The 22,436-nt window shown below is 71.0% G+C and carries 18 protein-coding genes and 1 pseudogene; 9 read left to right on the plus strand and 10 right to left on the minus strand.

Annotation, left to right across the window (positions count from 1 at the left end; genetic code table 11):
* Window positions 1-130 precede the first annotated feature (130 nt).
* The gene (aspS, locus tag ACGFQC_RS10825) at window positions 131-1,894 is read right to left on the minus strand and encodes an aspartate--tRNA ligase (protein WP_363087633.1); all 1,764 of its coding nucleotides are present in this window, start codon (window positions 1,892-1,894) and stop codon (window positions 131-133) included.
* Between the two features lie 144 nt (window positions 1,895-2,038).
* On the opposite strand from aspS, the gene ACGFQC_RS10830 reads away from it, so the two are divergent.
* Window positions 2,039-4,252, plus strand: coding sequence for a SpoIIE family protein phosphatase (locus ACGFQC_RS10830; protein WP_363087634.1), 2,214 nt, complete (start codon window positions 2,039-2,041; stop codon window positions 4,250-4,252).
* Here the strand turns inward: ACGFQC_RS10830 and ACGFQC_RS10835 are convergent.
* Complete coding sequence (locus tag ACGFQC_RS10835) at window positions 4,147-5,268, minus strand: AI-2E family transporter (protein WP_363087718.1); 1,122 nt, start codon at window positions 5,266-5,268, stop codon at window positions 4,147-4,149. The two genes, ACGFQC_RS10830 and ACGFQC_RS10835, sit on opposite strands and share 106 nt — an antisense overlap.
* Before the next feature lie 192 nt (window positions 5,269-5,460).
* Between ACGFQC_RS10835 and ACGFQC_RS10840 the strand changes: the two genes are divergently transcribed.
* On the plus strand, window positions 5,461-6,441 hold the full coding sequence (locus ACGFQC_RS10840; RefSeq protein WP_363087635.1) for a Bro-N domain-containing protein: 981 nt from the start codon (window positions 5,461-5,463) through the stop codon (window positions 6,439-6,441).
* A gap of 78 nt (window positions 6,442-6,519) precedes the next feature.
* Here the strand turns inward: ACGFQC_RS10840 and ACGFQC_RS10845 are convergent, their stop codons facing one another.
* Both ACGFQC_RS10845 and ACGFQC_RS10850 read right to left on the minus strand, forming a co-directional pair.
* Entirely contained in the window at window positions 6,520-7,497 is a 978-nt protein-coding gene (locus tag ACGFQC_RS10845) for a pirin family protein (RefSeq protein WP_363087636.1), read from the minus strand.
* Window positions 7,498-7,682: 185 nt separating this feature from the next.
* Window positions 7,683-8,150, minus strand: coding sequence for an SseB family protein (locus tag ACGFQC_RS10850; protein WP_363087637.1), 468 nt, complete (start codon window positions 8,148-8,150; stop codon window positions 7,683-7,685).
* A gap of 177 nt (window positions 8,151-8,327) precedes the next feature.
* Here ACGFQC_RS10850 and ACGFQC_RS10855 point away from each other — a divergent pair, with 177 nt between their 5' ends.
* The 3 genes from ACGFQC_RS10855 (at window position 8,328) to ACGFQC_RS10865 (ending at window position 11,955) form a co-directional block, all read left to right on the plus strand.
* Window positions 8,328-10,154, plus strand: coding sequence for an acyl-CoA dehydrogenase (locus ACGFQC_RS10855; protein ID WP_363087638.1), 1,827 nt, complete (start codon window positions 8,328-8,330; stop codon window positions 10,152-10,154).
* Between the two features lie 164 nt (window positions 10,155-10,318).
* The gene (locus tag ACGFQC_RS10860) at window positions 10,319-11,617 is read left to right on the plus strand and encodes a M18 family aminopeptidase (protein ID WP_363087639.1); all 1,299 of its coding nucleotides are present in this window, start codon (window positions 10,319-10,321) and stop codon (window positions 11,615-11,617) included.
* A gap of 101 nt (window positions 11,618-11,718) precedes the next feature.
* On the plus strand, window positions 11,719-11,955 hold the full coding sequence (locus tag ACGFQC_RS10865; RefSeq protein WP_363087640.1) for a DUF6458 family protein: 237 nt from the start codon (window positions 11,719-11,721) through the stop codon (window positions 11,953-11,955).
* A 13-nt stretch (window positions 11,956-11,968) separates the two neighbouring features.
* Here ACGFQC_RS10865 and ACGFQC_RS10870 read toward each other — a convergent pair.
* A pseudogene (locus ACGFQC_RS10870) lies at window positions 11,969-12,493 on the minus strand (alkyl hydroperoxide reductase); the annotation flags it as partial.
* A 386-nt stretch (window positions 12,494-12,879) separates the two neighbouring features.
* Here ACGFQC_RS10870 and ACGFQC_RS10875 point away from each other — a divergent pair.
* Complete coding sequence (locus tag ACGFQC_RS10875) at window positions 12,880-13,374, plus strand: LURP-one-related family protein (RefSeq protein WP_363087641.1); 495 nt, start codon at window positions 12,880-12,882, stop codon at window positions 13,372-13,374.
* Window positions 13,375-13,524: 150 nt separating this feature from the next.
* Here ACGFQC_RS10875 and ACGFQC_RS10880 read toward each other — a convergent pair whose 3' ends face one another.
* Entirely contained in the window at window positions 13,525-14,346 is an 822-nt protein-coding gene (locus ACGFQC_RS10880; RefSeq protein WP_363087642.1) for a carbon-nitrogen family hydrolase, read from the minus strand.
* A gap of 178 nt (window positions 14,347-14,524) precedes the next feature.
* On the opposite strand from ACGFQC_RS10880, the gene ACGFQC_RS10885 reads away from it, so the two are divergent.
* Window positions 14,525-15,349, plus strand: coding sequence for a maleylpyruvate isomerase family mycothiol-dependent enzyme (locus ACGFQC_RS10885; protein ID WP_363087643.1), 825 nt, complete (start codon window positions 14,525-14,527; stop codon window positions 15,347-15,349).
* A 99-nt stretch (window positions 15,350-15,448) separates the two neighbouring features.
* Here ACGFQC_RS10885 and ACGFQC_RS10890 read toward each other — a convergent pair whose 3' ends face one another.
* Window positions 15,449-16,351, minus strand: a complete 903-nt coding sequence (locus ACGFQC_RS10890; protein WP_363087644.1) for a serine hydrolase — start codon at window positions 16,349-16,351, stop codon at window positions 15,449-15,451.
* Between the two features lie 228 nt (window positions 16,352-16,579).
* Between ACGFQC_RS10890 and ACGFQC_RS10895 the strand changes: the two genes are divergently transcribed.
* The gene (locus ACGFQC_RS10895; RefSeq protein ID WP_363087645.1) at window positions 16,580-17,242 is read left to right on the plus strand and encodes a GntR family transcriptional regulator; all 663 of its coding nucleotides are present in this window, start codon (window positions 16,580-16,582) and stop codon (window positions 17,240-17,242) included.
* A complete protein-coding gene (locus tag ACGFQC_RS10900) occupies window positions 17,239-18,552 on the plus strand; it encodes an MFS transporter (RefSeq protein WP_363087646.1) in 1,314 nt (437 codons plus the stop codon). The genes ACGFQC_RS10895 and ACGFQC_RS10900 overlap by 4 nt, the downstream gene beginning before the upstream one ends.
* Window positions 18,553-18,669: 117 nt before the next feature.
* On the opposite strand, the gene ACGFQC_RS10905 is transcribed toward ACGFQC_RS10900, so the two are convergent.
* The 3 genes from ACGFQC_RS10905 to pdhA are packed head-to-tail and all read right to left on the minus strand — an operon-like array spanning window position 18,670 to window position 22,415.
* The gene (locus ACGFQC_RS10905) at window positions 18,670-20,172 is read right to left on the minus strand and encodes a dihydrolipoamide acetyltransferase family protein (protein ID WP_363087647.1); all 1,503 of its coding nucleotides are present in this window, start codon (window positions 20,170-20,172) and stop codon (window positions 18,670-18,672) included.
* 10 nt (window positions 20,173-20,182) lie between these two features.
* Window positions 20,183-21,160, minus strand: a complete 978-nt coding sequence (locus ACGFQC_RS10910; RefSeq protein WP_363087648.1) for an alpha-ketoacid dehydrogenase subunit beta — start codon at window positions 21,158-21,160, stop codon at window positions 20,183-20,185.
* Between the two features lies 1 nt (window position 21,161).
* A complete protein-coding gene (pdhA, locus tag ACGFQC_RS10915) occupies window positions 21,162-22,415 on the minus strand; it encodes a pyruvate dehydrogenase (acetyl-transferring) E1 component subunit alpha (RefSeq protein ID WP_363087649.1) in 1,254 nt (417 codons plus the stop codon).
* Window positions 22,416-22,436: the final 21 nt, after the last annotated feature.

The raw sequence follows: 22,436 nt of genomic DNA on the forward strand, positions 1-22,436 counted from the left end.
CCGTGGGGGGCGCGGGTTGGGTGGCCCGCGCGGGGCCCCCCCCCCCCCCGGGGGGGGCGGCGGGGGGTCGCGGGAAATGGGTTGGGGCCCCGGAACCGACGTCGGTTCCGGGCCACTTCCGTCACACCGTCTACTTCGGCTGCGGCTTGCGCACCGTCAGGTGCAGCTCACGCAGCCGGGCCTCCTCCAGCTCCGTCGGCGCGCCCATCATCAGGTCCTGGGCGTTGCCGTTGAGCGGGAAGGCGATCGTCTCGCGGATGTTCGGCTCGTCCGCGAGCAGCATGACGATGCGGTCGACACCGGGGGCGATGCCACCGTGCGGCGGGGCGCCGAAGCGGAAGGCGCGCAGCATGCCGGCGAACTTCTCCTCGACGGTCTCCCGGTCGTAGCCGGCGATCTCGAAGGCCTTGAGCATGATCTCGGGCTCGTGGTTGCGGATCGCGCCGGAGGACAGTTCGACGCCGTTGCAGACGATGTCGTACTGCCAGCCCAGGATGTCCAGCGGGTCCTGGGTCTCCAGGGCCTCCAGGCCGCCCTGCGGCATCGAGAAGGGGTTGTGCGAGAAGTCGATCGCGCCGGTGTCCTCGTCCTTCTCGTACATCGGGAAGTCGACGATCCAGCAGAAGCGGAAGACGTTCTCCTCGAAGTGCCCGGCCCGCTTGGCGGCCTCGACCCGCACGGCGCCCATGATCTTGGAGACCTCGTCGAACTCGCCCGCCCCGAAGAACACGGCGTGCCCGGCGGCCAGGGAGAGCCGCTTGGTCAGCTCGGCCACGTCGTCCTCGGTGAGGAACTTCGCGATCGGGCCCGTCAGCGAGCCGTCCTCCGTGACGCGCACCCAGGCCAGGCCCTTGGCGCCCAGCGTGACGGCGTAGTCGCCGAGCTGGTCGAAGAACTTGCGGGGCTGCGCCGCGACGTCCGGCACCGGCAGGGCGCGCACGTGCTTGCCGGCGAAGGCCTTGAACTCGGAGCCCTCGAAGATGTCGGTGATGTCCACCAGCTCCAGCTGGGCCCGCAGGTCCGGCTTGTCCGAGCCGTACTTCAGCATCGCCTCACGGAAGGGGATGCGCGGGAACGGGGACGTCACGTGCCGGCCGTTGCCGAATTCCTCGAACAGCTCCGTCATGAGCTTCTCGATCGGCCGGAAGACGTCCTCCTGCTCGACGAAGGACATCTCCACGTCGAGCTGGTAGAACTCGCCCGGCGAACGGTCCGCGCGGGCGTCCTCGTCCCGGAAGCAGGGCGCGATCTGGAAGTACCGGTCGAAACCGGAGATCATCAGCAGCTGCTTGAACTGCTGCGGGGCCTGCGGGAGGGCGTAGAACCTGCCCGGGTTCAGGCGGGAGGGGACGACGAAGTCACGGGCGCCCTCGGGCGAGGTCGCGGACAGGATCGGCGTCGCCATCTCGTTGAAGCCCAGCGCCGTCATCTTGTGACGGATCGCCGAGATGACGGCCGTACGCAGCATGATGTTGCGGTGCATGCGCTCGCGGCGCAGGTCGAGGAAGCGGTACTCCAGGCGCCGCTCCTCGTTGACCCCGTCCTCGGTGTTGATCGTGAAGGGCAGCGGCTGGGCCGCGCCGAGCAGCTCGACCTCGCCGACCTCGACCTCGACCTCACCGGTGGGCAGGTCCGCGTTGACGTTCTCGGCGCCGCGGGAGACGACCTCGCCGTCGATGCGGACCGTCGACTCCTTGGTCAGCTTGTCGAGGGCCTCGTACGCGGGCGTGCCCGGTCGGGCGACGAGCTGCGTGATGCCGTAGTGATCGCGCAGATCGATGAAGAGGATGCCGCCCAGGTCGCGCCGATTGTGCAGCCAGCCGCTCAGCCGGACGTCGGTGCCGACGTCAGAGGCGCGGAGCTCGCCGCAGGTGTGGGACCTGTACCGATGCATCGTCGTTCATCCAGTCTTCGCGGATCGGGGGCATGTTTCACGTGAAACAACCCCCAGGGTACCGGGCGCCCCATGATCGGCTCCCACCATTACGGGCCCGGCGATCAGTGGCAATCCTCGATCGCATGTTCTTAAAGTGGGGCAATGCGCACTGGCGAGCCTCTGCCCGCCGTGGGGGAGGTCCTGGTTTCCCTCGCGACCGGTCTGTGGCACTGGGACACCGCCACCGGACTGGTCACGGTCGATGCCGAGGCGGCCCGGCTGCTCGGGCTGGCCTCCGAGGGCACCGTCCTCACGGAGGCCCAGGCCAGGGCCCGGCTGCACCCCGTCGACTGGAACGAGATCACCGGCGTGGTCCAGCTGGCCGTCGCCGAGGGCACCCTCGCCGAGGTCCGCATCCGGATCATGGACGAACGCGGGCGGATCGTCCGGGTCGTCCGCAGCCGCTCCAAGCCGTCCTTCGACCCGGCCAAGAAGGCGTACGAGCTGATCGGCACCCTCCAGGAGGTCACCGAGCCCTCGCCGGGCACCCCGGCGGGCCGCAGCGCGGTCACCGGTGACTGGCGGCGCTCCCGCGAGGCGTTCCTGCTGGACGCGGGCCGGGCGCTGGCGGAGGCCCGGTCCACGGAAGAGGTGCTGCGGGTCGCGGCCGGTCTGTCGATGCCGGGTTTCTCCCCGGACGGGCTCGCCGTGTTCGGCGTGGAGGCCGACCGCCTGACGATCATCGGGCACCACGGGCAGCGGGACAGCGACCAGGCCCCCTTCACCCAGATGTCGCTCCAGACGGACTATCCGGCGGCGGAGGTCGTCCGCACCGGCAAGGCCGTCTACGTCTCCTCGCCCGAGCAGTACAAGTCCCGCTACCCCCTCACCTGGCCCCTCGCCGCGCAGTTCGGCCACCATTCCTGGGCGTACCTGCCGCTGACGGTGGCCGGGCGCACCATGGGCGCCTGGCTGGCCGCCTTCGCCTACCCCGTCGCGTTCACCCCCGACGAACGGTCGGTGCTCACCACCGTGGCCCGCATGCTCGCCCAGGCCCTCACCCGGGCCGGGGCCGCCGAGACCCAGCGGGAGCTGACGGACGGGCTGCAGCGCTCCATGCTGCCCAGCCTCGGCACCGAGATCCCCGGCATGACCCTCGCCGCCCGCTACATACCGACCGGCGGCGGCCTCCAGGTCGGCGGCGACTGGTACGACCTGATCCCGCTGCCCAGCAAACGGTTCGCGCTGGTCATCGGGGACGTACAGGGCCACGACGTGCGGGCGGCGAGCCTCATGGGCCAGCTCCGCATCGCCCTGCGGGCCTACGCGGCCGAGGGCCACGGCCCCGACGCCGTCCTCTCCCGCGCCTCCCGCTTCCTCTACGGCCTCACCCGCACCGACGACACCGACTTCCTCTCCGACCTGCGCTTCGCGACCTGCCTCTACATCGAGGTCGACCCCGTCACCGGCGTGCTGACCACCGCCCGCGCCGGGCACCTGGACCCGGCGATCCGACTGGCCGACGGCACCGTCATGGTGCGCCCCACGGCCGGCGGGCTGCCCCTCGGCATCGACCCGGACTCCGACTACCCCACCACCCGTCTCGGCCTGGAGCCCGGCGAGGCGCTCATGCTGTGCACCGACGGGCTGCTGGAGACCGGCGGACACGACCTCGACACCGGCTGGCGGCGCGTCCGGAAGACCCTGGAGACACACGGGGGCGGCCTGGAGGAACTGGCGGACGCGCTGGTGCAGGCGGTGCACGGGCCGTCGTCGCACCACACCACCGGTCCGCTGGCCGACCGTCGCGAGGACGACATCGCCCTCCTGCTCGTCTGCCGCCGGGGCAGCGCGGGCTGCGGCGGTCCGAGCGCCGCCGCACCGGTCCGCCCGGCCCTGCGGCGCTCCATGCTGACGATCGCCCAGGCCGAACCCGAGCGGATCGCCGAGGCCCGCGGGCAACTGCGCGACCTGCTGCACGACTGGCCCAGCGACGACCAGGTCGACTCGGCCGTCCTCCTCGTCTCCGAGATGCTGACGAACGTCCTCGTGCACACCGACGACGACGCGCTGCTGGTGGCGGAGGTGGCCGGCGACCCCGGCGGACGCCGGATGCGGATCGAGGTCACCGACACCAGCGACTCCCTGCCCCACAAGCGCCGCCCCGGCGAGCTGGCCTCGTCCGGCCGCGGCCTGGTCCTGACCGAACTGCTCGCCGACGCGTGGGGGGTGTCCCCGCGCGGCGAGGGCAAGACCATCTGGTTCGAGCTCTACGAGCCGGCGGCAGGCGGTGCGGACGGCGTGGACGGGGAGTCCGGCGACGGCGGCGCCGCGGGACCCCCCGGCGAGGCCCCCGGGGAGCCGGGGTCGGCGTAACGCTGCCGCAGCTCGTACAGCACCCCGAAGGCCGCCGCCGTCAGCGGCACGGCGAGCAGCATGCCGAGGACCCCGGCGACCGACGCCCCCGCGGTGATCGTGATCATCACCACCGCCGGATGCATCTGCACGGTCCGGCTCTGGATCATCGGCTGCAGCACGTGCCCCTCCAGCACCTGCACGGCGAGCACCACCCCGAGCGCCCACAGCGCGATGACGAACCCCCGGTCGGCGAGTGCGACCAGCACGGCGACGGCCCCCGAGAGGAACGCGCCGAGATAGGGGACGTACGCGCCGACGAAGACGAGCGCCCCCAGCCCGACCGCGCCGGGCACGTCGAGGACGAGCAGCCCGACGGTGATGCACACGGCGTCGATGAACGCGATCAGCGAGGTCCCCCGCATGAACCCCTCGACGGCCTGGAAGGCCCGCCGCGCCATCGCCTCCAGGCCGCCCGCGGTGCCGCCCGGGGCGGCCGCTCGCAGCGCTGCCACGGCCCGGTCGGAGTCCCGCAGGAAGAAGAAGACGAGCAGCAGCGCCAGTACGGCCATGGCGAGGCTCTCGCCCACCACGCTCACCCCGCTGATCACCCCGGAGGCGGCCGTCCCGCCGAACTTCGTCGCCAGCTCCCGGGCGTTGGAGGCGATGTCGTCGAGCGAGGTCCCGGCGGCCCCGAAGTGCTCGGCGATCCCCCGCGCCGCGTCCTTCAGCGAGGCGACGATCTGGTCCCCGCTGTCCGCGAGCGCGGCGACGACGATGTAGACGGCCCCTCCCACCACGGCCAGAACCGCCAGGCACGTGACCCCCGCGGCCACCGACCGGTTCACCCCCGCCCCGACCAGCCGCCGGTGGAACGGCCCCAGCAACGCCGTCCCCAGCAACGCCAGCAGCACCGGCACGACCGCCGTGCGGAACTCGGCGCACAGCCGGATCCCGACGTACACGACCCCCGAGGCCAGCAGGATCACCACACACCAGGCGGCGAGACGGCGAACGGGGGCGGGAAGCGACGACAGCACGCGTCCAGCCGACCACGCGCTCCGCGGGCTGTCCTGCGCGGACGGACCGGACGGGTGAGCGACGCCTCGTCATGCGGTCGTGCCCACCGCACAGAATCGACACATGAGCACACAAAGGAGTGAACTTACCCATTCTGCGGATGAGTTACACCTCCCTCTCTCTACCGTTCGAGACGGAGGTGATGCTCGATGCACGAGCAGAACGACATGCCGTCCACCGAGGCGACGGCACGACAGGACGCGATCGACATCAACGACTTCGTGTTCGCGGCGACGGGGGCGCGGGTACGGAGGCTGACGACGCCGGACGGGGAGCACTGGTTCGTGGCGGCGGACCTGGCCACGGAGCTGGGGTACGCCAACACGCGGCAGGCGCTCGCCTGGCATGTTGCGCAAGATCGGCAAACCACCCTCAACGATCTTGCCCGAAGCGTCTATGGAGTAGACACCTCAAGCAAGATTGCAGGTCACGGGCTCAAGAAGTCCATGAAGATGGTGAACCTGCACGGTCTCGTCGCCCTCGTCAACGGCTGCACCAAACCCGAGTCCCAGCCCTTCAAGACCTGGGTCTCCGAGGTCATCGCCACCATCCAGCGCGACGGCTCCTACTCCCTGGAACCGGCGGCCGTGCAGCCCGCTCCCACCGGCGGCACGGCCTACGCCATGCCCCAGCAGGTCGCCGACGCGATCGTGCGGCTGGAGACGCGCAACATCCAGGCCGACGAGATGCTGGCGGCCGCCCAGGCGCAGCACACCGAACTCCTGGGAGAGATCAGCCGCAGCCAGCAGGCGATCGCCCGTAGCCAACAGGCGATCGCCCGCAGTCAGACCGCGCTCGTGCGCAGTCAGGACCAGATCGCCGAGGCGCTCCAGGAGATCGCGCACGTCCTCAGGGGAAGCCGCCCCGAGCCGAAACTGACGCCGCAGCAGCTCCTCGCCTCCTGGAAGGCCGAGAACCTCGTCTTCACCGAGGACGTCCACGCGGTGGCGGCCTGCCTGGCGCCCGCGCTCGTCCGGGGCGAGGCGGGCTACCGCATGGAGGAGATCGCCGCGCGCACGGGGCTGTCCACCGCTCGCGTCCACGACTGCCTGCGCACGCTGCTCAAGCGCGGCTGCATGCGGCAGACGGGCTGCACCACGGACGGGGCGCCCGTCTACGTGCTGCCGTAGAAGCATCCCGACGACGACGGGCCCGAAGCCGCAAAACGAAGTTGCGGCTTCGGGCCCTCTCGTACGTTAGCGGCTTCTTCAGGCCTGCGGGCCACTCTCCGACATCCCGTGCACCGCCGGGACCGTGCCCAGGCGCCCCTTCTGGAAGTCCTCGAACGCCTGCTGGAGTTCGTCGCGGGTGTTCATGACGAACGGGCCGTAGTGGGCCATCGGCTCGCGGATCGGCTGCCCGCCGAGGAGGACGACCTCCAGGTCCGGGGTGTGGGAGTCCTGCTTCTCGTCCGCACGGACGGTCAGCGAACCGCCGGCACCGAAGACCGCGGTCTGGCCCAGGTGGACCGGACGGCGCTCCGCACCGACCGTGCCCCGGCCCGCCATGACGTAGGCGAGGCCGTTGAAGTCCTCGCGCCAGGGCAGGGTGATCTCCGCACCCGGCGCCAGCGTCGCGTGGACCATGGTGATCGGGGTGTGGGTGATGCCGGGCCCGGCGTGGCCGTCCAGCTCACCGGCGATGACCCGCAGGAGGGCGCCGCCGTCGGGGGAGGTGAGCAGCTGGACGCTGCCGCCGCGGATGTCCTGGTAGCGCGGGGCCATCATCTTGTCCTTGGCCGGGAGGTTCACCCACAGCTGGAGGCCGTGGAAGAGGCCGCCGGACATCACCAGGGACTCCGGCGGGGCCTCGATGTGGAGCAGGCCGGAACCGGCCGTCATCCACTGGGTGTCGCCGTTGGTGATGGTGCCGCCGCCGCCCTGGCTGTCCTGGTGGTCGAAGATCCCGTCGATGATGTAGGTGACGGTCTCGAAGCCGCGGTGCGGGTGCCACGGGGTGCCCTTCGGCTCTCCCGGCGCGTACTCCACCTCGCCCATCTGGTCCATCATGATGAACGGGTCGAGGTGACGGTAGTTGATCCCCGCGAAGGCCCGGCGCACCGGGAAGCCCTCGCCCTCGAACCCGCTGGGCGCGGTGGTGACGGTGAGCACGGGACGTGCCACGGCGTCGGCCTGCGCGGTCACACGGGGCAGGGTCAGCGGGTTCTCGACGGTCACTGCAGGCATGTCCGTACCTCCTTGGGCGGTGTACGTCCGAGTTTAGTTGAGCGTTGAACTTTCTACCACCCAGAACGACGAGAGCCCGGAGGACATTCCCTCCGGGCCCGTGCCATCTGGGCGGTCGACGTCCGCCGCCGGGGGGGCAGGGTCACCCCCGCCTCCGGCCGGACGGTGAGCCGTCAGCCGTGCGGTCAGCCGTACATCCGGCGCATCGCGAAGTCGACCATCTGCTCGACGGCCTTCGCGTCGAAGACCATCCGGTGCTCGCCCTCCATGTCGAGGACGAAGCCGTAGCCGGTGGGCAGCAGGTCGAGCACCTCGGCACCGGTGATGACGAAGTACTTCGACTCCTTGCCCGCGTACCGGCGCAGCTCCTTGAGCGTGGTGAACATCGGGATCACCGGCTGCTGGGTGTTGTGCAGGGCGAGGAACCCGGGGTTGTCGCCGCGCGGGCAGTAGACCTTCGAGGTGGCGAAGACCTGCTGGAAGTCCTCGGCGGCCAGCTGCCCGGTGGTGAAGGCCCGCACCGCGTCCGCGAGCGAGGGCGGGGACGGCTCGGGGTACAGAGGCGGCTGCTGGCCGTACCCGCCAGGCTGCTGCGGCTGGGCGTACTGCTGCTGCGCGGCGCCACCGTCCATGGGCTGGCCGTATCCATACATGGGCGCAAGCGTACCGAGCGGGGATCACGGCGTCCGTGGGTAGACCCTTCTCACACTCGGCCGAGCGGGGTTGCGTCTTATTACCGACGGGTAGCATCATCGGAGCTACTTGTCGGTACGTGAACTAGCGCGAGGATCAAGTGCCTCGCCGATCTCTCTCTACGGAGCGCAGTCGCCATGGGGCACTACAAGTCGAATCTCCGCGACATCGAGTTCAACCTCTTCGAAGTACTCGGGCGCGACAAGCTGTACGGCACCGCCCCCTTCGAGGACATGGACACCGAGACCGCGAAAAGCATCCTCGAGGAGCTGACCCGCCTCTCGGAGAACGAGCTGGCCGAGTCCTTCGCGGACGCCGACCGCAACCCGCCGGTCTTCGACCCGGAGACCAACACCGCGCCGGTCCCCGCGTCCTTCAGGAGGAGCTACCAGGCCTTCATGGACTCCGAGTACTGGCGCCTCGGCCTGCCCGAGGAGATCGGCGGCACCACCACGCCCCGCTCCCTGATCTGGGCCTACGCGGAGCTGATCCTCGGCGCCAACCCGGCCGTGTGGATGTACTCCTCGGGCCCCGCCTTCGCGGGCATCCTCTTCGAGGAGGGCAACGAGGTCCAGAAGCACATCGCGAAGATCGCCGTCGACAAGCAGTGGGGCTCCACCATGGTGCTCACCGAGCCGGACGCCGGCTCGGACGTCGGCGCCGGCCGCACCAAGGCGGTCCAGCAGGAGGACGGCTCCTGGCACATCGAGGGCGTGAAGCGCTTCATCACGTCCGGCGAGCACGACATGTCGGAGAACATCCTCCACTACGTGCTGGCCCGTCCCGAGGGCGCCGGTCCCGGCACCAAGGGCCTGTCCCTCTTCCTCGTCCCGAAGTACGAGTTCGACTTCGAGACCGGCGAGCTGGGCGAGCGCAACGGCGTGTACGCGACCAACGTCGAGCACAAGATGGGCCTGAAGGCCTCCAACACCTGCGAGATGACCTTCGGCGACCGGCACCCCGCCAAGGGCTGGCTGATCGGCGACAAGCACGACGGCATCCGGCAGATGTTCCGCATCATCGAGTTCGCCCGCATGATGGTCGGCACGAAGGCCATCTCCACGCTGTCCACGGGCTACCTGAACGCGCTGGAGTACGCCAAGGAGCGCGTCCAGGGTCCCGACCTCGCGAACTTCATGGACAAGGCCGCGCCCAAGGTCACCATCACCCACCACCCCGACGTGCGCCGCTCGCTGATCACGCAGAAGGCGTACGCGGAGGGCATGCGCGCCCTCGTCCTCTACACCGCCTCCATCCAGGACGCGATCGCCGTCAAGGAGGCGAACGGCGAGGACGCCAGGACCGAGCACGCGCTGAACGACCTGCTCCTGCCGATCGTCAAGGGCTACGGCTCCGAGAAGGGCTACGAGCAGCTCGCCCAGTCGCTCCAGACCTTCGGCGGCTCCGGGTTCCTCCAGGAGTACCCGATCGAGCAGTACATCCGCGACGCCAAGATCGACACCCTCTACGAGGGCACCACCGCGATCCAGGGCCAGGACTTCTTCTTCCGGAAGATCGTCCGCAACCAGGGCGCCGCGCTGAACTCCCTCGCCGAGGACATCAAGAAGTTCCTGGAGCTCGGCACGGGCGGCGAGGAGCTGGCGGGCGCCCGCGAGCACCTGGCCAAGGCCGCCGTCGAGCTGGAGGCCATCGTCGGCCTGATGCTGACCGACCTCGCGGCCACCGAGCAGGACGTCAAGAACATCTACAAGGTGGGCCTGAACACCACCCGCCTGCTGATGGCCTCCGGTGACGTCGTCGTGGGCTACCTGCTGCTCAAGGGTGCCGCGATCGCCGCCGAGAAGCTGGAGACGGCCTCCGCCAAGGACGTGCCCTTCTACACCGGCAAGATCGCCGCGGCGAAGTTCTTCGCGGCCAACGTCCTGCCGGGCGTCACCCTGGCCCGCAAGATCGCCACCGGCGTCGAGCTGGACCTGATGGAGCTGGACGAGGCCGCCTTCTAGACCCCGGCGCGCGTACCGGCACACGCCGGTACGCATGCCCGCGGGCACCGTCCGGACCGGCCCCCGTCCGCTTCGGCACGGTTGCCCGAACTCCACACCGTCCACACGAAGGCCCGCTCCCCATCACCGGGAGCGGGCTTTCGTACGTCGTTAAGGTGAACCCCATGAGCGAACCCTCCCGCTTCGACCGCGGCCACACCGACGACCTCATGACCTTCCTGACGGCGAGCCCCTCGCCGTACCACGCCGTGGCGACCGCCGCCGAACGGCTGGAGAAGGCAGGGTTCCGCCAGGTCGCCGAGACGGACGCCTGGGAAGGGACGAGTGGCGGAAAGTACGTGCTCCGCGGGGGCGCGATCGTGGCCTGGTACGTCCCCGAGGGCGCCGCGCCGCACACCCCCTTCCGGATCATCGGCGCACACACCGACTCGCCCAACCTCCGCGTCAAGCCGCTGCCCGACACCGGTGCGCACGGCTGGCGCCAGGTCGCCGTGGAGATCTACGGCGGGCCGCTGCTCAACTCCTGGCTCGACCGCGACCTGGGCCTGGCCGGCCGCCTCACCCTGCGCGACGGTTCGACCCGCCTGGTCGACATCGGCCGGCCGCTGCTGCGGGTGCCGCAGCTCGCCGTCCACCTCGACCGGGCGGTCAACACCGACGGCCTCAAGCTGGACAAGCAGCGGCACCTCCAGCCCGTCTGGGGCCTCGGCGGCGACGTGCGCGACGGCGACCTGATCGCCTTCCTGGAAGAGGAGTCCGGACTGGCCGCGGGCGAGGTCGCCGGCTGGGACCTGATGGTGCACTCCGTCGAACCGCCCGCCTACCTCGGCCGCGACGAGGAACTGCTGGCCGGCCCCCGCATGGACAACCTGCTGTCCGTGCACGCCGCCACGGCGGCCCTGGCGGCCGTCGCGACGAGCGGCGCGGACCTGCCGTACATCCCGGTGCTCGCCGCCTTCGACCACGAGGAGAACGGCTCGCAGTCGGACACCGGAGCGGACGGGCCGCTGCTGGGCACGGTGCTGGAGCGTTCGGTGTTCGCGCGCGGAGGGTCGTACGAGGACCGGGCGCGGGCCTTCGCGGGCACCGTCTGCCTGTCCTCGGACACCGGGCACGCGGTCCACCCCAACTACGCGGAGCGGCACGACCCGACGCACCACCCGCGCGTCAACGGCGGTCCGATCCTCAAGGTCAACGTCAACAACCGCTACGCCACGGACGGTTCGGGACGGGCCGTCTTCGCCGCCGCCTGCGAGAAGGCGGGCGTGCCGTTCCAGTCGTTCGTCTCCAACAACTCCATGCCGTGCGGCACCACCATCGGCCCCATCACCGCGGCCCGGCACGGCATCCGCACGGTCGACATCGGCGTGGCCATCCTGTCGATGCACAGCGCACGGGAGTTGAGCGGGGCGGACGACCCGTACCTGCTGGCCAACGCGCTCGCGGCGTTCCTGGAGGGCTAGCCGGCGGTCGGCAAGGATGCGCGCCCGCATGGGAGTTGCCCGCCGGGGTACCCGGTTGCCGTGACCGGAACGACCGGTACACCGAGCAGGGAGGCGACATCATGGGCCTCGGCGGGTGCATCATCCTCATCGCCGTGGGAGCGATACTCACGTTCGCGACCGACTGGGACTTGCAGGGCGTCAACGTCGACCTGGTCGGCGTCATTCTGATGATCGTCGGCCTGATCGGCGTGACGACCTTCAGCAGCATCGCCCGGCGTCGCCGCGTGATGGTCCCCCCGGCCTCGACGACCGTGGTCGAGACGGAACGGCACCACCGCGACGGGTACGGCGTGTGACCGCTCTCCGGGATCAGGCGTCCAGGCCTGCCGGCCCCGACGGCAGCCGGCCGGCGCCGCTCTCGGCGAGCGTCACCGGAACGTCCCGGTCCTGCTGGCGGACACGGCAGGCGGGATGTTCCACCGACGGGTAGTCGTCGCAGGACGCGGCCGTCACGCGGACGTGCAGGACCCCTTCGGGCACCTCCGGGTTCAGCTCGGGCGCGCGCGGGAGGTCGGCGCCCGCACCCTCCCCGGCGAGCAGCAGCCCGGGCGGGGTCGCGGAGACCAGCAGGCGGGTGGCGGGACCGTACCGCGTGTCGGGCTTCTGGTCGGCGGGTGCCGGGAAGACCACGTCCAGCCGCGGGCCGCCCGGCGCCACGTCGGTGGCGGCGCGCCGCGAGCCGGCGGGCGACGGCGTCGTCCCGGACCACTTCTCCGGGCAGCCGGAGCCGGGTCAGCCGGTGCCGCACCGACTCCACGACGACTCCACGACGACGACGTCCTCCTCGATGAGGGCGGCACCGCTGGGCCCCCTCAGGTCGGTCGCCAGGGTGGTTCCGGGTGGCCGTCTCCGGATCGTCCGGCACGGGGTGCTCCACGCCGCATACCGCTCCGCCTTCGGCGAGCGCACCCCGATGACGACCACGGTGTCCCGGTGCTCCTCCTCCGGCTCCCGCACTTCGTCCAGGACGTGCGGGCAGTTCACACAGCAGAACGTCCAGAGATCCAGGATCAACATGCGGCCTCGGAAGTCGGCGAGGGTGAACTCCTTGCCCCGGTGTCCAGCCAGCCGCCCTTGCCCGTCAGCTCGGGGGCACGGACACGGGCACGCCGACGGGGTGCGGACTCGGCCATGGGCCAAGGGTGCCACCCGGCTGCGGCACTCGGCCCGTCGGGCTAGTGACGGCGTTCCGCGCGGCCCTGCGGGGAAGCCGTAGTGCCATGAGATTCCTCGTGCGCGACCGCATCCTCGGCTTCGGCGACGACTACTGGATCGAGGACGACCAGGGCAACAAGGTCTTCCTCGTCGACGGCAAGGCGATCCGGCTGCGGGACACCTTCGAGCTGAAGGACACCCAGGGGCGGGTCCTGATCGACATCCACCAGAAGATGTTCGCGCTGCGCGACACGATGGTGATCGAGCGGGACGGCGAACCCCTGGCCACCATCCGCCGCAAACGGCTGTCCCTGCTGCGCAACCACTACCGCGTCTCCCTGGCGGACGGCCGCACCGTGCTGGACGTCAGCGGCAAGATCCTCGACCGCGAGTTCGCCGTCGAGTACGACGGTGAGCTGCTCGCCGTCGTCTCCCGGCGCTGGCTGCACGTGCGCGAGACGTACGGCGTCGACGTCGTCCGGGACGACGCCGATCCGGCGCTGCTGATCGCGGTCGCGGTGTGCGTGATCCACCTGGCGGAGAAGGAACGCGAGGACTGAGGGGGAGGAGAGGGCTGAGGGGGTCGGGAGGAACGAGGGGACGGAAAGGCCGGGAGGGCCGGGAGCAGGCCGCAGGGCCGACGCAGGCCGGGAGGACCGGCGGACCGGCGGACCGGAAGCCGGCCGAGGCGTCCGGTCGCCCCGGCCCCGTCAGCGGCGCGGTGGCCGCAGCCCCAGCACCCGGTCCTTCAGGGCCGGGAACTGCTCCCTGGTCGCCGCGACCTTCGCCGGGTCGAACTCCACGGTGAGGACCTCCTCGCCGGGCCCGGCCTCGGCCAGCACCTCGCCCCACGGATCGACCACGATCGAGTGACCCGCCTGCGGAACCCCGGCGTGCGTCCCGGCCGTTCCACACGCGAGCACGAACGCCTGGTTCTCCACCGCCCGCGCCCGGGCCAGCAGCGTCCAGTGCGCCCTGCGGCGCTCCGGCCAGCCCGCGGGGACGACCAGGGTCTCGGCGCCGGCGTCGACGAGACCGCGGAAGAGTTCGGGGAAACGGAGGTCGTAGCAGGTGGCCACGCCCAGGGTCGTCCCGGGCAGCCGCACCGTCACCAGGTCATGGCCGGCACCCATCAGCACGGCCTCGCCCTTGTCGAACCCGAAGCGGTGGATCTTGCGGTACGAGGCGGCCAGTTCACCGGAGGGGGAGAAGACCAGCGAGGTGTTGTAGAGGGCGCCCTGCCCCGCGGCGGAGCCGCCGTCGGAGGGAGCCCGCTCGGGGATCGAGCCCGCGTGCAGCCACACGCCCGCGTCGCTCGCCGCCCTGGCCATCGCCTCGTACGTCGGCCCGGCCAGCGGCTCGGCCCGGGCGGCGAACTCCTCGTAGGCGAAGGCGCCGGTCGTCCACAGCTCGGGCAGGACCACCAGGTCGGCGACACCGGCCTGCTCCCGCACCAGAGCCGCGACCCGGCCCCGCCGCGATTCGGCCGATTCACCCTCATCCACGGCAATCTGGATCAGAGAGGCGCGCACACTACCACCGTCCTGGCATTCGAGCCGTCCATACGGGCCTACGATCGTCACACGAAAGCACTGCCGGGGTGCCTCACAGCAGCGTAACTTAGCGTTTCGAGACACCGCCGAGAGCCGCCTCCCGCTGGCAACGCCGCCATCACCCGCCCGTGTACCGACCGCCGAGGGGTCCCGTTCCGTGAGTCTGCATCCCACCCTCCAGCCCTACGCCGACGCCTGGACCCACTCCATCGAAGCGATATCCGAGCTGGTGCAGCCGCTTGTCGAGGGTGAGTGGAACAGGCGGACACCGTGCCCCGGCTGGTCGGTCCGCGACCTCGTGTCGCACGTCATCGGCCTGGACAGCGAGATGTACGGCGACCCGCGCCCCATCCACACGCTCCCGCGCGACCTGTTCCACGTCACGAACGACTTCCAGCGCTACATGGAGATGCAGGTCGACGTCCGCCGCCACCACACGGCGCCGGAGATGACCTCCGAGCTGGAACTCATGATCATCCGCCGCAACCGTCAGCTGCGGAACGAGACGCGTCAGCCGGACACCATGGTCCGCGGCCACCTCGGCACCGAGCTGACCCTCGAGGAGTCGATGCGCAACCACGCGTTCGCCGTGTGGGCGCACGAGCAGGACCTGCGGGCCGCCCTCGGCCGCCCCGGCAACCTCGACTCCCCCGGCGCGCACATCGCCCGCGACGTGCTGCTCGACGCGCTGCCGGCCGTCGTCGCCGAGAAGGCCGACGCGCCGCGCAGCTCCGCGATCGTCTTCGACGTCCACGGGCCGGTCGAGTTCCTGCGCACGATCCGCGTCGACATCCAGGGCCGCGGCACCCTGGAGACGGCCCCCGCGCTCGGCCCGGCCGCCTCCTTCTCCCTCGACTGGGAGACGTACGTCCGCCTGGCCTGCGGCCGGGTCACCCCGGAGGCGGTGGCGGACCGCGTGAAGGCCGAGGGCGAGCCGGAACTGACGGCGGCGATCCTGCGGAACTTCGCGGTGACGAGGTAGCCGCCGGACGGTCGCAGACGAGGTGGCCGCCGGACGGTCGCAGACGGAACGGGCCCGCCGTGGGGATCACGGCGGGCCCGTCGCACAGATGTGCCGACGTCAGCTGATCCTGGCGTAGCCGTAGTTGATGAGCTTCTTCACGTCGGTCGTGCGGCTCGCCGCGTCGGGAGCCGTGAGGACGGTGCCCACGACCGACTCGCCGTTGAGCGTGGCGGCGAAGATGAGGCAGTACTTGGCCTGCGTGCCGGAACCGGTCTTGATGCCCAGCGTGCCGTTCCAGCCGAGCAGCGTGTTGGTGTTGGTCCACGGCGCCATGGTGCGGGTGGCGCCGGTCTTGGTGATCGTCTTGGCCGTGTAGGACTTGGTCTTCACGACGGCCTTGAACGTGGAGCTCTTCATCACGCTGCGGCCGAGCTTCGTCAGGTCGCGCGGCGTCGAGTAGTTGGAGCCGTTGGTGAGGCCGTCGAACGAGTCGAAGTGCGTGTTCGTCATGCCCAGGTTCTTGGCCGTGGTGTTCATCTTGGCGATGAAGTTCTTGGTGCGGGCCGCGACGGTCGTGCCGGTGCCGAACTTGTCGGCGAGGACCATCGCCGCGTCGCAGCCGGACGGCAGCATCATCCCGTACAGCAGCTGACGGACGGTGACCTTGTCACCGACGATCAGCCTGGCCGTCGAGGGGTATCCCTCACGGACCATGTAGTCGCTGACCTCTTTCCTGACCGTGACCCTGGTGTCGAGGTTCAGGTTCGCCTGCGAGAGCACGACCTTCGCGGTCATGACCTTCGTGGTGGAGGCGGTGAGCCTCTTGTAGTCGGCGGACTTGCCGTAGAGCGTCGCGCCGGTCGCGCTGTTCATCAGGTACGCGCCCTTGGCCGTGATGGTGGGCGTCGTGACAGCCTGCGCGGGCGCCGCGGTGAGGACGCCGGTCGCGAGCATCGCGCCGGCCGTGACGGCGACGGCTGCGGCTCTGCGAACCCGGAAGCCCTTGATGGCGGTTATCAACTGAAATACCCCGATTACGTCGAATGCCCCTGCGGTGCGGCCGAGTTGGAGGGGAAAGCAGAAGGGGCCGCATGTGTGTGACACGTAAGTAGCACAGATGGTTGTGCGTCCGCTGCGAGGAATTCCGGATCCGCCCCTCACCTCGGGCCGCGCGGACGTCGGCCGGACGCCCGTTCCGCATGCTGGACCCGGCCCCCCTTGCACCCCTGTTGTATCTATGCTGTCCGCATGCCTTCCGCCGCGCCCGCGCCCGTCAAGCAGCCTCCCGCAGCCGAACGCGTCTACGCGCACGTCAAACAGGGTGTCCTGGACCGTCGTTACGAGGGCGGCGCCCTCCTCACCGAGGGCGAGCTGGCCGAGGCCGTCGGGGTCTCGCGGACACCGGTGCGCGAAGCACTGCTGCGCCTGGAGGCCGAGGGGCTGCTCAGGCTCTACCCGAAGAAGGGCGCCCTGGTCCTGCCGGTCTCCGCACAGGAGATCAAGGACGTCGTGGAGACCCGGCTGCTGGTCGAGGAACACGCGGCGCGCAAGGCCGTCCCCGCCCCCGCGGGGCTGATCCGGCGGCTCGAAGAACTCCTGGCACAGCAGAAGGCCCAGGCCGCCGCCGGTGATCTCGCCGGGGCCGCCGTCACCGACCGCTGCTTCCACGCCGAGATCGTCCGCAGCGGCGGCAACGAGATCCTGTCCCGGCTCTACGACCAGCTGCGCGACCGCCAGCTGCGGATGGGCGTCGCCGTGATGCACTCCCACCCCGACCGGATCGCCAAGACCCTCGCCGAGCACGAGGAGATACTCCGGGCCCTGCGCTCCGGCGACGCGGAGGCGGCCGTGGGGGTCGTCCACCGGCACGTCGGCTGGTTCTCGCACCTGGCGCGGGGGGAGGTCCGATGAGCAACATCACCCTGCCGGGTGACCCTCCCCCGGAGGGGGCACCCCCAGGCGGACGGCGCGCGGCAGCCGTCTGGGGGATCGGCGTCTCCGTCTACTTCGTCGCCGTCATCTTCCGTACGTCCCTCGGGGTGGCCGGCCTCGACGCCGCCGACCGCTTCGACGTGAACGCCTCGGCCCTGTCGACCTTCTCGATCCTCCAGCTGCTGGTCTACGCCGGCATGCAGATACCCGTCGGACTGCTGGTCGACCGGCTCGGCACCAAGAAGGTGCTGGCCATCGGCGTCGTCCTGTTCACCGCAGGACAGCTCGGCTTCGCCTTCTCCCCCACCTACGGCACCGCCCTCGCCTCGCGCGCGCTGCTCGGCTGCGGCGACGCGATGACGTTCATCAGCGTGCTGCGGCTCGGCACCCGCTGGTTCCCGGCGCGGCGCGGCCCCCTCGTCGCGCAGCTCGCGGGCCTGGCCGGCATGGCGGGCAACCTGGTCTCCACCCTGCTCCTGGCCCGGCTGCTGCACGGCATCGGATGGACGGCCGCGTTCGCGGGCAGCGCGTTCGCCGGGGTCGTCGTACTCGTCCTGCTCCTGCTGTTCCTGAAGGACCACCCCGAGGGCCACGAGCCCCAGCCGTTCCCGCACCGGGGCGCCGTCTACGTACGGCGGCAGATCGCCGAGTCCTGGCGGGAGCCGGGGACGCGGCTGGGCCTGTGGGTGCACTTCACCACCCAGTTCCCGGCGATGGTGTTCCTGCTGCTGTGGGGCATGCCGTTCCTCGTCGAGGCGCAGGGCCTCAGCCGCGCCACGGCCGGCGAACTGCTGACCCTGGTCGTCCTGTCCAACATGGCCGTCGGACTCGTCTACGGCCAGGTCGTCGCCCGGCACCACGGGGCGCGGCTCCCCCTGGCGCTCGGCACGGTCGGGACGACCGCGCTGCTGTGGGCGGCCACGCTGGCCTACCCGGGCGAGCACGCGCCGATGTGGCTGCTCGTCGTGCTGTGCACGGTGCTGGGCGCCTGCGGACCGGCGTCGATGCTCGGTTTCGACTTCGCGCGGCCCGCGAACCCGCCGGAGCGGCAGGGCACCGCGTCCGGCATCACCAACATGGGCGGGTTCGTCGCCTCCATGTCGACCCTGTTCGCGATCGGCGTCCTGCTGGACGCGACCGGCGACGACTACCGGATCGCCTTCTCCTCGGTGTTCGCGCTCCAGGTCCTCGGGGTCAGCCAGATCCTGCGGCTGCGCTCACGCGCGGCCCGCAGGGAGCGGGAACGCCTGGTCGCCAGCCGCGTGTCGTCCGTCCACGTACCCGTGTGACCCGAACCGCCGAGGCGCCCACCGTCTCCGGCCGTCCACGTCCTCGCCGCCGTCTCCCAAGGAGACCGCGCCCCCGTCACCCGGGTGCGCGGCTCCTGCGGACGGGGTGTGCGCCGGTCAGCCCCAGGTGATCAGTCTCTTCGGCTGCTCGAGGACGGCCGCCACGTCGGCGAGCACCTTGGAACCCAGTTCGCCGTCGACCAGGCGGTGGTCGAAGCTCAGCGCCAGTGTGGTGACCTGACGCGGCTTCACCTTGCCCTTGTGGACCCACGGCTGGAGCTTGATCGAGCCGACCGCGAGGATCGCGGACTCGCCGGGGTTGAGGATCGGCGTACCGGTGTCGACGCCGAAGACGCCGACGTTGGTGATGGTCACCGTGCCGCCCTGCATGGCCGCCGGAGACGTCCTGCCCTCGCGCGCCGTCGCCACCAGCTCGCCGAGCGCCTCGGCCAGCTGCGGCAGCGTCTTGTCGTGGGCGTCCTTGATGTTCGGCACGATCAGCCCTCGCGGGGTCGCGGCCGCGATGCCCAGGTTGACGTAGTGCTTGCGCACGATCTCCTGATTGGCCTCGTCCCAGGACGCGTTGACGTCCGGGTTGCGCCTGATGGCGACCAGCAGAGCCTTGGCGATCAGCAGGAGCGGGTTGACCCGCAGGCCCTGCATCCCGTACTTGTCGGGGTCCCGCTTGAGTTCCTCGACGAGCTTCATCGTGCGCGTGACGTCGACCGTCACGAACTCGGTGACGTGCGGCGCCGTGAACGCCGAGCCCACCATCGCCGCCGCCGTCGCCTTGCGGACGCCCTTGACCGGGACACGGGTCTCGCGTGCCGTGTCGTACGAGGCGACCGGAGCCGGAGCCTGCGCGGGGGCGGTGGCCGGCGCCGGAGCGGCCGCCGGCACGGGCTGCGGTGCCGTCGGCAGGACCGGGGTCTGCGCGGAAGCCGCGGCGGCGTGGACGTCCTCGCGGGTGACGATGCCGTCCGGGCCGGACGGGACCACCGAGGCGAGGTCCACGCCCAGGTCCTTGGCCAGCTTGCGCACGGGCGGCTTGGCCAGCGGGCGGGACCGGTCGGCGGCCGGGGCGACGGGAGCGGGGGTGACCGGGACGGGAGCGGCCGCGGGAGCCGTGCCGTGTCCGTTCAGTTCCGCCTGGACGGCCGTGGAGACCGCCGCCGGCTCCTGGGCCGGGATCTCGGCGCCCTTGCGCGGACGGCGCTTGGTGGAGGACGCGGCCACGCCGTACCCGACGAGAACCGGCTGGCGGCCGGACCCCCCGGCCTTCGGCTCCTCGGCCTTCGGCTCCTCGGGCTGCCGCTCCACGGCGGGGGCGGGGGCGGGGGCGTCGGCCGGGGCCGACCCGCCCGACACGTCCACCGCGATGATCGACACGCCCACGTCGACCGTGGTGCCCTCGGGGAACCGCAGCTCCCGCACCACCCCGTCGTAGGGGATGGGCAGTTCGACGGCCGCCTTGGCCGTCTCGACCTCGCACACCACCTGGCCGTCGGTCACCGTGTCGCCGGGCTGGACGTACCACTTGAGGATCTCGGCCTCGGTGAGTCCCTCGCCCACGTCGGGCATCTTGAACTCGCGCACGGACGCTTCCGTCATCGTCGTCACGACCCTCTCCTCAGTACGCCAGGGCGCGGTCGACGGTGTCGAGTACCCGGTCCAGACCCGGCAGGTACTCCTCTTCCAGACGCGCCGGCGGGTACGGGGCGTGGTAGCCGCCCACCCGGAGCACCGGGGCCTCCAGGTGGTAGAAGCAGCGCTCCGTGATCCGGGCCGCGATCTCCGCGCCCGAGCCGAAGAACACCGGCGCCTCGTGGACGACGACCAGACGACGGGTCTTCTCCACGGAGGCCTGGACGGTGTCGAAGTCGAGCGGGGAGACCGACCGCAGGTCCAGGACCTCCAGGTTCTTGCCCTCCTCGGCGGCCGCGGCGGCGGCCTCCTGGCAGAGCTTGACCATCGGGCCGTAGGCGACGAGGGTCAGGTCGGTGCCCTCGCGGACGACCCGCGCCTTGTGCAGGGGGCCGGGGATCGCCTCGGGGTCGACCTCGCCCTTGTCCCAGTAACGCCGCTTGGGCTCGAAGAAGATCACCGGGTCGTCGCTCTGGATGGCCTGCTGCATCATCCAGTAGGCGTCGCCGGCGTTCGACGGGGAGACCACCTTCAGGCCCGCCACGTGCGCGAAGAGCGACTCGGGGGACTCCGAGTGGTGCTCGACGGCGCCGATGCCGCCGCCGTAGGGGATGCGGATGACGACCGGCATCTTGACCTTGCCGAGCGCACGCGCGTGCATCTTCGCGAGCTGGGTGACGATCTGGTCGTAGGCCGGGAAGACGAAGCCGTCGAACTGGATCTCCACCACCGGGCGGTAGCCGCGCAGGGCCAGGCCGATCGCCGTGCCCACGATGCCCGACTCGGCCAGCGGGGTGTCGATGACGCGGGACTCGCCGAAGTCCTTCTGGAGGCCGTCCGTCACCCGGAACACGCCGCCGAGTTTGCCGACGTCCTCACCCATGACGAGGACCTTGGGGTCCGACTCCAGGGCCTTGCGCAGCGACTCGTTGATCGCCTTGGCCAGGGCCATCTTCTCCGCCATCTCAGTTACCCCCCTCGGGAGAGTCCGCGAACGACGCCTGGTAGGCGGCGAACTGGGCCCGCTCCTCGTCGACGAGCGCGTGCCCGTCCGCGTACACGTTCTCGAAGATGGCGAAGTGGTCCGGGTCCGGCATGGAACGGACCGCTTCGCGCACTCGCCTGCCCAACGCCTCGCTCTCGGCCTCGAGTTCCGCGAAGAATGCCTCGTCCGTGTGGTTTGAGGCCTCCAGGTACCGGCGCAGGCGCAGGATCGGATCCTTCGCCTCCCAGGCCGCCCGCTCGTCGTCGTGGCGGTAACGCGTCGGGTCGTCGGAGGTGGTGTGGGCACCCATGCGGTACGTGTACGCCTCGACGAGGGTCGGCCCCTCGCCCCTGCGGGCCCGCTCCAGCGCCCACTTGGTGACCGCGAGACAGCCGAGGACGTCGTTGCCGTCGACGCGGACGCCCGGGAAGCCGTAGCCCTGGGCGCGCTGGTAGAGCGGCACGCGGGTCTGCTTCTCGGTCGGCTCGGAGATCGCCCACTGGTTGTTCTGGCAGAAGAACACCACCGGCGCGTTGTAGACCGCGGAGAAGGTGAACGACTCGGCCACGTCGCCCTGGCTGGAGGCGCCGTCGCCGAAGTAGGCGATGACCGCCGAGTCCGCGCCGTCCTTGGCCACGCCCATGGCGTAGCCCGTGGCGTGCAGCGTCTGGGAACCGATGACGATCGTGTACAGGTGGAAGTTGTTGCCGTTGGGGTCCCAGCCGCCGTTGTTGACGCCGCGGAACATGCCGAGCAGGTTCGCGGGGTCGACACCGCGGCACCAGGCGACGCCGTGCTCGCGGTAGGTCGGGAAGACGTAGTCGTCGTCGCGCAGGGCCCGGCCGGAGCCGATCTGGGCGGCCTCCTGGCCGAGCAGCGAGGCCCACAGGCCCAGCTCGCCCTGGCGCTGGAGGGAGGTGGCCTCGGCGTCGAAACGGCGGGTGAGCACCATGTCGCGGTAGAGAGCGCGCAGCGCCTCGGGCGTGATGTCGGCGACGTACGGGTCGTACTCGGCGTTCTTCACGCGCTCGCCCTCGGGCGTCAGGAGCTGCACGAGCTGGGGCTCGGCGGCGCCTTTCCCGGCGGCGGCGCGGCTGGTGCGGGTGGTGCGCTTGGTGCCGGTGGCCTTGGCCGCCGCGCCGGTGGCCTCGGCCGCCGTCCCGGTGCCGGTGGCGCCGGCCTTGCCTCCGGCGCTGCGTCGCGGCTTGCGCGCGGCAGTGCTCTCCACGGTCACGTGTGCTCCTCCGTCGGTCCG

The sequence above is a fragment of the Streptomyces sp. NPDC048734 genome, from assembly GCF_043198675.1.
GTDB lineage: Bacteria > Actinomycetota > Actinomycetes > Streptomycetales > Streptomycetaceae > Streptomyces.

Coding starts and splice junctions, on each gene's coding strand:
- ACGFQC_RS10875 (WP_363087641.1), top strand. CDS start 12,880: ATGAGATTCCTCGTGCGCGACCGCATCCTCGGCTTCGGCGACGACTAC.
- ACGFQC_RS10855 (WP_363087638.1), top strand. CDS start 8,328: ATGGGGCACTACAAGTCGAATCTCCGCGACATCGAGTTCAACCTCTTC.
- ACGFQC_RS10860 (WP_363087639.1), top strand. CDS start 10,319: ATGAGCGAACCCTCCCGCTTCGACCGCGGCCACACCGACGACCTCATG.
- ACGFQC_RS10900 (WP_363087646.1), top strand. CDS start 17,239: ATGAGCAACATCACCCTGCCGGGTGACCCTCCCCCGGAGGGGGCACCC.
- ACGFQC_RS10865 (WP_363087640.1), top strand. CDS start 11,719: ATGGGCCTCGGCGGGTGCATCATCCTCATCGCCGTGGGAGCGATACTC.
- ACGFQC_RS10850 (WP_363087637.1), bottom strand. CDS start 8,150: ATGTATGGATACGGCCAGCCCATGGACGGTGGCGCCGCGCAGCAGCAG.
- ACGFQC_RS10895 (WP_363087645.1), top strand. CDS start 16,580: ATGCCTTCCGCCGCGCCCGCGCCCGTCAAGCAGCCTCCCGCAGCCGAA.
- ACGFQC_RS10830 (WP_363087634.1), top strand. CDS start 2,039: ATGCGCACTGGCGAGCCTCTGCCCGCCGTGGGGGAGGTCCTGGTTTCC.
- aspS (WP_363087633.1), bottom strand. CDS start 1,894: ATGCATCGGTACAGGTCCCACACCTGCGGCGAGCTCCGCGCCTCTGAC.
- ACGFQC_RS10910 (WP_363087648.1), bottom strand. CDS start 21,160: ATGGCGGAGAAGATGGCCCTGGCCAAGGCGATCAACGAGTCGCTGCGC.
- ACGFQC_RS10840 (WP_363087635.1), top strand. CDS start 5,461: ATGCACGAGCAGAACGACATGCCGTCCACCGAGGCGACGGCACGACAG.
- ACGFQC_RS10845 (WP_363087636.1), bottom strand. CDS start 7,497: ATGCCTGCAGTGACCGTCGAGAACCCGCTGACCCTGCCCCGTGTGACC.